At 64.3% G+C, this 2,641-nt stretch carries 2 protein-coding genes; both read left to right on the plus strand.

Annotated features, from left to right (window positions below; translation table 11 throughout):
• The first annotated feature begins 77 nt into the window (after window positions 1-77).
• Window positions 78-1,067, plus strand: a complete 990-nt coding sequence (locus AC1D1P_RS20380) for a DUF58 domain-containing protein (RefSeq protein ID WP_477674215.1) — start codon at window positions 78-80, stop codon at window positions 1,065-1,067.
• Between the two features lie 127 nt (window positions 1,068-1,194).
• Window positions 1,195-2,641: transglutaminase TgpA family protein (locus AC1D1P_RS20385; protein ID WP_477674214.1), on the plus strand; the 1,447-nt coding region annotated here is incomplete at its 3' end.

Raw genomic sequence — 2,641 nt, forward strand, 5'->3', positions numbered from 1 at the left:
CCCCCCCCGGGGGGCGCCACCAGTGGCCCGGCAAAGCCGGTTCCACGGCGGCCCGCGAATGGAATCCTTTTGCCTTCATTCGCAGACGCTTCCAGAAGTGGTGGCAAAGCAAGCTGCCGTTCACCGACAGCGTGTCGTTGACCCAGCGCAACGTGTACATCCTGCCCACGCGCCCGGGCCTGATGCTGGGCGTGACGCTGCTGGTGCTGCTGGTGGCGTCCATCAACTACCAGCTCAACCTGGGCTACCTGCTGACRTTCCTGCTGGCCGGCAGCGCGCTGGTCGGCATGCACGTCTGCCACGGCACGCTGCGCGGTCTTGCTATGAATTTAGTAGCGCCTCCCGCTCACTATGCGGGCGCTACCGCCGCATTTGATGTAAAACTCATGAACGCCAGGCGTACCGCACGTCACGGCATCGGTCTCAGCGTGCTGGATCCGCATGATGTCGACGCCAAGAAGGACGCGAAAAAATCCGAGCAACACTGGGTGTGGACCGACGTGCCCGCGCAGGGCAGCAGCGTGGTGCAGGTGGCCTTCACGCCGCCGCGGCGCGGCTTGCACCGGCTGCCAACGCTGACCGCTGAAACCCGTTATCCGCTGGGCACCTTCCGTGTCTGGACGGTGTGGCGGCCGGCTGCCCAGATACTGGTCTATCCGCAGCCCGAAGCCCACCCGCCACCGCTGCCGCCGGGCGAGCCCCGCTCCGGCGGCGCAGCGGCGGCCTCACGGGCGCAGAGCACGGGTGAATTCGACGGCGTACGCGGTTACCGCCGCGGCGACCCCATGAAACTGATCGTCTGGAAAAAAGCAGCGAAGGCCGATGAACAGGGCAACGGCCTGGTCGTGCGCGACACACAGCAAGCCCAGCGGCATGAGCTCTGGCTGGACTTCATGAATGCGGGCTCCGGGGGTATCGAACAAAAGCTTTCGCGGCTGTGTGCCTGGGTGTTGATGGCTGACAAACTTGCGCTGGACTATGGCTTGAGGTTGCCTTCGCTGGAGATCAAGCCTGCCAGTGGGGAGGCGCATAAACGGCTTTGCCTGGAGGCGCTGGCGGTATGTTGATGGTTTCTGGGTTTGTCCGACTGGGGTGCCATTTGCTTAGGACTGCTAGCCGGGCAACCCCTGGCCAGCAATCGCAGCAAAGCCCGCGGCAATCGAGACAGCGCGAAGGCGGTCAGCAGGAGCAACAATGCTGACCCGCCTCAAAACCCTTCCCCGCGACGCCCGCGACACCCTGTTCCTGTTGCTGGTCATCGCCTGGGTGCTGCTACCGCAGGTGGGCAACCTGCCGCTGTGGTGCAGCGCACTGGCCAGTACCGTGCTGGTGTGGCGCGGCTGGCTGGCCGTGCAGGCACGGCCGCTGCCGGGCAAGTGGTGGCTGCTGGCCCTGCTGGCCCTGACCATTGGCGCCACGCTGACGACGCACCGAACCCTGCTCGGCCGCGATGCGGGTGTTACTCTTCTGGTGGTGTTGCTGACGCTCAAGACCCTGGAGCTGCGGGCCCGGCGCGACGCCTTTGTGGTGTTCTTTCTCGGCTTCTTCTGCATGCTGAGCAATTTCTTTTATTCGCAGTCGCTGCTTACCGCCTTCAGCATGCTGCTGGGGCTGATGGGGCTGCTGACCGTGCTGGTCAATGCCCACATGCCGGTGGGCAAACCGCCGCTGCTGCAAGCCGCCAAAACAGCTGGATGGATGGCCCTGTTGGGCGCGCCCATCATGCTGGTGCTGTTTTTGCTATTTCCGCGCCTGGCGCCTTTGTGGGGAGTACCGAGCGACGCCATGACCGGCCGCAGCGGCCTGAGCCCCAGCATGCAGGTGGGCACTATCGCCACCCTGGCACTGGACGACAGCGTGGCCATGCGCATCCGGTTTGAGGGCGGCAAGCCACCACCCCAGCGAGAGCTGTACTTCAGGGGGCCTGTGCTTTCAAACTTCGATGGGCGCAACTGGCAGCCGCTGCGCGCGTTCCTGCCATCGCGTTATGCCCTGCCTGCTAACCTCGAAGTGGCTGGTGCGCCTGTCAACTATGAAGTGACTCTTGCCCCCAATAATCAACCATGGATTTTCGTGATGGAGGCGGCCCCGCAGAGCCCCGACTTACCCGGATACCGCAATACCATGGAGGCCGATCTCCAGTGGTTCACCAACCGGCCTGTCACCGATCTGGTGCGCTACAAGGCCCAGAGCTATCCGATCTTCAAGCATGGGCCGCGCCAGCAGGTGATCGGCCTGCAGGAATTTGTAGCGCTGCCGGCCGGCTTTAATCCCCGCACGCTGGCGCTCGCAGCCGAGATTCGCCGCGACCCGCGTTATGCGGCGGCAAATACCCGCACGCTGGTGCAAGTTGCGCTGGAACGGCTGCGCACCGGGGGCTACGTTTACACGCTGGAGCCCGGTGTGTACGGGCAACACACCGCCGACGAATTCTGGTTTGACCGCAAGGAAGGTTTTTGCGAACACATCGCCTCGGCCTTTGTCATCCTGATGCGCGCCCTCGACATTCCGGCGCGCATCGTCACCGGCTACCAGGGCGGCGAGCTCAACAGCGTCGACGGCTACTGGATGGTGCGGCAAAGCGACGCGCATGCCTGGGCCGAAGTCTGGCAGGCAGGTGAAGGCTGGGTGCGCGTAGACC

The sequence above is a fragment of the Polaromonas sp. P1_E1_2 genome, from assembly GCF_056406035.1.